Genomic DNA, 326 nt, shown 5'->3' with positions numbered 1-326 from the left:
GGCAGCGTGCCCAGCAGGCCGATGTTGTCCAGCACGAAGAACAGCGGCACGATCGCGAGGAACACCGGGAACGTCAGCCCCGCGAGCATGAGGTAGTAGATCGCCCGCCGCCCCCGGAACTCGTACCGCCCCAGCACGTAGGCGCACATCGCGCCCAGGACCATGACCAGCACCAGCGCGGTGCCGACCACGATGATCGTGTTGACGAACGCCCTGCCGATCTCGGCGTCGACCCACGCCGTGGAGTAGTTGGTGAAGCTCCACTCGGCCGGCAGCGAGAACGGCGAGCTGAAGATCTCCGAGCTCGTCTTGAACGAGCCGATGAA

General features: G+C 65.6%; 1 pseudogene. It reads right to left on the bottom strand.

The window, feature by feature from the left end:
- Positions 1 to 326, bottom strand: a pseudogene (locus EYB28_RS19845) (carbohydrate ABC transporter permease); the annotation flags it as partial.

The organism is Isoptericola sp. BMS4 (assembly GCF_011634835.1).
GTDB lineage: Bacteria > Actinomycetota > Actinomycetes > Actinomycetales > Cellulomonadaceae > Isoptericola.
Note: the sequence above shows the minus strand (reverse complement) of the source record. Positions and strands in the feature narration are given on the sequence as shown.